Origin of the sequence: Bradyrhizobium genosp. SA-3 (genome assembly GCF_004212635.1) — a bacterium.
GTDB lineage: Bacteria > Pseudomonadota > Alphaproteobacteria > Rhizobiales > Xanthobacteraceae > Bradyrhizobium.
Map to the genome: position 1 here is coordinate 23,120 of NZ_PSRT01000110.1, position 6,188 is coordinate 29,307.

At 63.7% G+C, this 6,188-nt stretch carries 4 protein-coding genes and 1 pseudogene; 3 read left to right on the forward strand and 2 right to left on the reverse strand.

Features of this window, described 5'->3' with window-relative positions:
• The first annotated feature begins 7 nt into the window (after nt 1-7).
• Nucleotides 8-2,818 carry a di-heme-cytochrome C peroxidase gene (locus CWO91_RS30840; protein WP_130219036.1) on the forward strand — a complete coding sequence of 937 codons (2,811 nt, stop codon included), beginning with the start codon at nt 8-10 and terminating at the stop codon, nt 2,816-2,818.
• 207 nt (nt 2,819-3,025) lie between these two features.
• Here the strand turns inward: CWO91_RS30840 and CWO91_RS30845 are convergent, their stop codons facing one another.
• Nucleotides 3,026-3,973 carry an alpha/beta fold hydrolase gene (locus CWO91_RS30845; protein WP_130219044.1) on the reverse strand — a complete coding sequence of 316 codons (948 nt, stop codon included), beginning with the start codon at nt 3,971-3,973 and terminating at the stop codon, nt 3,026-3,028.
• Nucleotides 3,974-4,180: 207 nt separating this feature from the next.
• Here CWO91_RS30845 and CWO91_RS30850 point away from each other — a divergent pair, with 207 nt between their 5' ends.
• Both CWO91_RS30850 and CWO91_RS30855 read left to right on the forward strand, forming a co-directional pair.
• Complete coding sequence (locus tag CWO91_RS30850; protein WP_165405838.1) at nt 4,181-4,645, forward strand: Hsp20 family protein; 465 nt, start codon at nt 4,181-4,183, stop codon at nt 4,643-4,645.
• Nucleotides 4,646-4,983: 338 nt separating this feature from the next.
• Entirely contained in the window at nt 4,984-5,754 is a 771-nt protein-coding gene (locus CWO91_RS30855; protein WP_130219040.1) for an alpha/beta fold hydrolase, read from the forward strand.
• Between the two features lie 252 nt (nt 5,755-6,006).
• On the opposite strand, the pseudogene CWO91_RS30860 reads toward CWO91_RS30855, so the two are convergent.
• Nucleotides 6,007-6,188 (reverse strand): annotated as a pseudogene (locus CWO91_RS30860) (hypothetical protein); the annotation flags it as partial.

A 6,188-nucleotide genomic window follows, 5' to 3' on the forward strand; every position in this document is an offset into this window, starting at 1 on the left:
TTGGGCCATGCATGACCGCGCTTCGAAGCCGCCCTTCGACCCCTCGATCCAGGTCTCGCCGAACAATCCCTGTCCATTCCTGCGCGGCCTCGTCGGCGAAGGCTTCGTCGATGGCGGGACCGTCCCGCTCCGGACGCTGTCACAGACCATCGCGAATGCAAGCGGCGAGACGGGAGTGAAGAAGGTTTCGGCCCGCATCCAGGTCCGCGGCGTCGCGCTGATCGCCAACGGCGCCTGTCACATCCTGCAAAGCATCTTTTGGGGCGCGCAGCTCAATATGTTGCGCGGCGGCCCGCTCGACAAGCTCGGTGCCGGCTCGCGCATCCTCGGCGTCGACGGTCGCGTCAACGAGGACGAGATCGCGCGGCTCGCCAGTTTCGGCGGCACCTATACCGATCCCGATGGCGGCGGCACCGAGACCGGGCTCAACGCCTCGCAAATCCAGACCTTCATGAAGGACAACCTCAAGCGCGCTGGCAATCAATCGCGCTGGTACTACCCGATCCTGATGAAGTTCGAATGGCCGATCCTGCTCAAGATCATGGGCAAGGGTCAGGGTGATGACCGCTATCTCAGCGTGACCGAGGTGAGGACATTGTTCAACGAGCGCAAATTCCCTGACAGGATCACCCAGCGAGTTGTCAGCCAGCCCGTCACCCCGCCCTCACTGATCTTGCGCGCTGCCGGCGGACTCGTCGCCGCGCTCCTCGTCTTTGGCATCGTGGCGCTGCGCTTTCCGGATCAATTCCAGCCCATGCTGCCAGGCATTCTCGGGGACCTGGTGGCGCCGCCATTGCCCGAGCACGTCGAACCCCGGACCGCGTACTGGCTCGAGCAGAACTGGGCGCTGGAGGACCGGCACTGGTTTCATCACGCGAGCCAGGGCACCGCGACCTTCCCGGTGCCCTATCGCTGGTTCATGGCGCTCGAGCAGCCGCGGCTTCATTTCTTCGCAAAGCCCGGGATGCTGCATGACAGCGACCATCTGCAGCGCTTCGGCTTCATCCCGAGCCCGCAGACGATCAACACCGACAACGCCACGCTGCGCCAATTCGGCTATGCCAACGTCTACGACAAGACGAAGCCGGTGCCGGCGCGGCTCTGGGATCCGCCGGTGAACTGGGGTGCCCAGGCCGAAAACGTCGACGGCCTGCCCGTCGGCTTTGCGCGCATGACCGGCGTACCCGATCCTGCGACCGGGCAGATCGGCGAGGACCGGATCGGCCTGACCTGCGCTGCCTGCCACACCGGCCAGATCCACTACAAGGGCATCGACATCCGTTTCGACGGCGGCCCCGCGATGACCGACCTTAGAAAGCTCGAGGTCACGACCGGCCTGTCGATCGCCTATACGCTGATCGTGCCAGGCCGCTTTACGCGCTTCGCCGACCGTGTGCTCGGCGCCTCGGCCAGCGATGCGGATCGCGATGCGCTGAAGCAGAAGCTACGCGCGATCAGCACGTTCCTGATCGACTGGGAGAAGACCTACGCGAAAACCATCGACGGCAAGACGAGGTTCAACGAGAAGACGAAGCGGCAAGAGCCACAGCAGGACACGGAGGAAGGATACGGCCGTCTCGACGCGCTCAACCGCATTGGCAATCAGGTGTTCGCCCAGGACATGACGCTCAGCGGCCTCAGCGGCTTCGAAAAGAATCTGCATGCCAAGGACGCGCCGGTCAGCTTCCCGCCGATCTGGACCGTGCCGTGGCTCAAATTCGCGCAATATGACGCGTCCATCGAGCAGCCGCTGATCCGCAATGCCGGCGAAGCGCTGGGCGTGACCGCGCTGCTCAATCTGTCCGACACTACGCCCAAGGACAGGCTGTTCCGCTCGTCGATGGATATCAAGAATCTGAACTGGATCGAGGATCTGCTGAAGGGGTCGGCTCCCTATCCGAAAAAGCAGCTCTCCGGACTGACATCACCGAAATGGCCGTCGGACATCTTCGGCGATGATGCCTGGAGGATCGATGGCGACCGCGTCAAACGTGGCCGCAAGCTCTACGCGGAGATTTGCGTCGAATGCCATCTCGGTCCGGTCAACGATCCCGTGTTCGACGCCGAATTTCCGGCCCAAAGCATCTGGTCCTCCTCACGATGGGAAACCATCGGCGACGACAAATTCCTGAACGAGGTTCAGAAGAGCGCCAAAGGCATGGGGACCGACCCGGCTCAAGCCAGCGTGCTGGCGACGCGCACGGTTCAGGTGCCGGGCTTCCTCAAGCTCGATCCCACGCAGAATCTCAATGCCTGGTGGAGCTGCAATCTGCCGGATGTGTCCTCGACCGACATGCCGTACTCGCTCGGCCTGATGGTGCTCGTCGACATCGTCAGCCGCAAGGCGATGGACGATGCCAAGATCGACCCGAAGGTTCAGCAGGCCTGGTGGGGCAAGCGTAAGAACTGCCCCAATCCCGGTCCGCAGCCGGCCGAGAAGAATGAGCCGGGGCCCTGGTATCGCGCGCGCCCGCTCAACGGCGTCTGGGCCACCGCGCCTTACCTGCACAACGGATCGGTGCCCTCGCTCTACTGGATGCTGAGCCCCGCGGCCGAGCGCCCGAAATCGTTTTGCATGGGTGGTGGTCGCGACTACGATCCGAAGCAGGTCGGCTTCGCGGTCGCCGACGGCGAGAGCTGCAAGACCGGGCAGTCGCGCTTCTCGACGCGAGCGTCTGACGGCACCGAATTGTTCGGCAACAGCAATGCCGGCCACTCTTTCGACGGCACGCCGGGCCCCGGCAAGGACGGCACCATCGGCCGCGTGCTCAAGGAGCAAGAGCGCTACGATTTGATCGAGTATCTGAAGACGCTGTGAGCACCGTCATTGCGAGCGAAGCGAAGCAATCCAGACTGTCTCCGCGCAGGCAGCCTGGATTGCTTCGTCGCATCAGCGCAAAATTGCTACGCAATTTTGTCGCGAGCTCCTCGCAATGGCGGAGAATGAAGAACTCTCCGCGAACTCAACTCTCATCATCCTTGCGGAGACTCCCCTCACCCCAACGGGCGAGGGGGTGCACCGTCCTCACTTGAACAGCGGCGTGCCCGGCACGAAGGCGTCGAAGGCGGCCCAGAACTGGGAGCGGTAACGGTCCTGCTCCTGGAGGATCTCGTGCTTCGAGCCCGCGATGACGAGATGCGAGCCGGCGCGCAAATGATAGGCGAACTCCTCGATCGCGGCGGTCGAGACCACGGTGTCGCTGGAGGCCGCCAGCATCAGGATCGGCTGGCGGATCTCTGACGGATATTTCACGCGCTTGAAGGTTTGCATCGCGCTGAAGGCAGCGTCGGCCCAGGCCACCGTCGGTGACGCCAGCCCCAGCGTCGGATCCTCCTCCAGGATCGCGGCATTGCGCGCATAGCGCACGGGATCGCTGGTGAGGGGATTGTTGATGAAGGGATCGAGCCCGGTGATGCGGCTGCTGCCGCCGGGGACATAACGGCCGCCCTGCCCGAACAGGCGCATCGTCTTGAGCAGCGCGCGGGCCGGAAACGACGTGGTGCGGCCGGGCAGGTCGATCATCGGCGCCGACAGCACCATGCGGTCGAACCAGCGCTTGCTCGCATGTGCGATGCGCAGCAGCACCGTGCCGCCCATCGAATGGGCGAGCGCGAAGAACGGCGGCGGACAATCCGGCAGCACCACCTGCTGCACGAAGGTCTCGACGTCGATCTCGAAATCGGCGAAGTCGCGCACATAGCCCTTGCGCGGATCGCGCAGGCGGCGCGAGGAATGGCCCTGCCCGCGCCAGTCGATCATCGCCACCGCAAAGCCGCGGTCGCGCAGGTCGCGCACGGTCTCGAAATATTTCTCGATCTGCTCGCTGCGCCCGGTGAAGACGCAGACCGTGCCCTTGCGGCCCGCCGGCGGCGCCCAGCGCGCAAAGCGCAGCTCGGCGCCATCGGGGGTCTTGATGGTGCCGCTGACGACGTTTTCGGGGACGGGATTGGACGGGATCGAGACCAGCGTCATAGGCGGCAAGTACTGCAAATCAAGGGGCTAAAGCGTCGAAAAGGCGCAAATGCCGCCCTCTTGAACGCCGTCTCGTTCCACCCATATCATTTTCGTGCAGGCCGCTACCAGTGTTTCGGAACCGGAACATCAGGCTGCACACAGACGAAAGCCCGGCCCGATTGGCGGGCGGGTTACCCGAACAGTCGCTCAATGGAGGACTTGACCATGCGTAGCTATGATCTCACCCCGTTCTATCGTTCCACCGTCGGCTTCGACCGCCTCTTCAGCCTGCTCGACCAGGCCGGCTCGGACGGCAGCCCCGGTTATCCCCCCTACAACATCGAGCGCACCGGCGAGAACGCCTACCGCATCACCGTTGCGGTCTCCGGCTTCGCCAAGGACGAGCTCTCCATCGTCGCGAAGGAAAACACGCTGACGATCAAGGGCGAGAAAGTCGCCAACGAGAACTCGAAGTCCGAAGTGCTCTACCGCGGCATCGCCGCGCGTGCCTTCGAGCGTGCCTTCCAGCTTGCCGATTTCGTGCAGGTGAAGGACGCTTCGCTCGAGAACGGCCTGCTTCACGTTGACCTCGTCCGCGAGATTCCCGAGGCCAAGAAGCCGCGCCAGATCGCGATCAACACCAGCGCCCCGAAGGCGCAGGTGATCGAGAGCTCGGCGCAAGCCGCCTAAGCCAAGCGACTTCCAGGTTGCGAAAACGCCCCGGTGCCCCGGGGCGTTTTTTTGCGTGTTCAGTGTACGGCTTTGGTTTTCGGTCGAAATGGAAATACAGGTTCGGGTCATCATTGTACGATAACGCGGTTACTTCACAAACTCGCCTGCGTGTCCGGTGCAAATATGTACTCTGGAGCCGGCGACACCGACCACCGACAAACCACGATAGCTGCATCGATTGCGCAATCACTGCGCGCCCGGACAGGCGCCGGTCACGGGTTGGTGACCAAGCGTAACGCCGACACTGCACGTGCCGTCCTTTCGATATCGAACACAAAACGAGACGGAGAACGATCATGTCACTTTGGCGCAGCCTTTTCGTCGCCGCGAGCCTGCTGGCGGCCCCTCTCAGCCTCGCTCATGCGCAAACGCCGCAGACGGTGAAGGCGAAGAACGTCGTGCTGGTGCATGGCGCCTGGGCCGACGGGTCGAGCTGGTCGGAGGTGATCCCGATCCTCCAGGCCGCAGGCCTGCATGTGACGGCCGTGCAGAATCCATTGTCCTCGCTTGCCGACTCCGTCGAGGCGACAAAGCGCGCGCTGGCCGAGCAGGATGGTCCGACAGTGCTGGTCGCGCATTCCTGGGGCGGCACCGTGATCAGCCAGGTCGGCACCGATCCGAAGGTCACCGGTCTCGTTTATGTCGCAGCACGCGCGCCGGATGCGAATGAGGATTTCGTCGCGCTGTCGAAGCAGTTTCCGACCGGCCCGGTGCGCGCCGGCATCGTCGAGCGCGACGGCTACACCAAGCTGTCGGAAGAGTCCTTCCTGAAATATTTCGCCAACGGCGTGAAGCCGGAGCAAGCCAGGGAGCTCTATGCAGTGCAGTGGCCGACCGCGGCCTCGATCTTTGCCGGCCGCACCACGGAAGCGGCATGGCATAGCAAGCCGAGTTGGTACGCAGTGTCGAAGAACGATTACACCATCAACCCCGATCTCGAACGCTTCCTCGCCAAGCGCATGAACGCCACCACGGTCGAGCTCGATGCCGGCCACCTGTCGCTGGTGTCGCATCCGAAGGAGGTGGCAAATTTGATCCTGGACGCGGCGGGCTATCCGCGGAGCTGAGGTGATTGCATGAATGCAACAGGCGACTGAAATCTCAGGCGCCTTTTCTTTTGCTCCAATGTCGTCCTGGCGAAAGCCAGGCGAAAGCCAGGACCCATTACCCCAGAGGGTGGTTTGGCGAAGACTCGGAGTTCGGTACTCGCACCTCACCCGCTCGATAGACCTCGCGCTATGGGTCCTGGCTTTCGCCAGGACGACACTGTGGGTGTGGTGCGCGGCTCGCCTCTCACAACGATCCGACTGCGAGCGCGCCTAATCCAGCCCCTGCGCGGCCGGCATCTCCTGGGTCGGCAGGATCGTTGCCGCCGGCTTGGCCTGGACGGTCGGAGCAGTAGCTTCGGCGGGCTTGGCCTGGATGGCCGCGGTCTGCTGCGCGGGCTGCGCCTGTGCCTGCGGCGGCTGAGCCTGCTGCGGCGCGGGTTCGGCCGGCTTCG

Bases quoted from the DNA above. Each gene is read 5' to 3' on its own strand.
- CWO91_RS30840 (WP_130219036.1), top strand. From the start codon at position 8: ATGCATGACCGCGCTTCGAAGCCGCCCTTCGACCCCTCGATCCAGGTC.
- CWO91_RS30845 (WP_130219044.1), bottom strand. From the start codon at position 3,973: ATGACGCTGGTCTCGATCCCGTCCAATCCCGTCCCCGAAAACGTCGTC.
- CWO91_RS30850 (WP_165405838.1), top strand. From the start codon at position 4,181: ATGCGTAGCTATGATCTCACCCCGTTCTATCGTTCCACCGTCGGCTTC.
- CWO91_RS30855 (WP_130219040.1), top strand. From the start codon at position 4,984: ATGTCACTTTGGCGCAGCCTTTTCGTCGCCGCGAGCCTGCTGGCGGCC.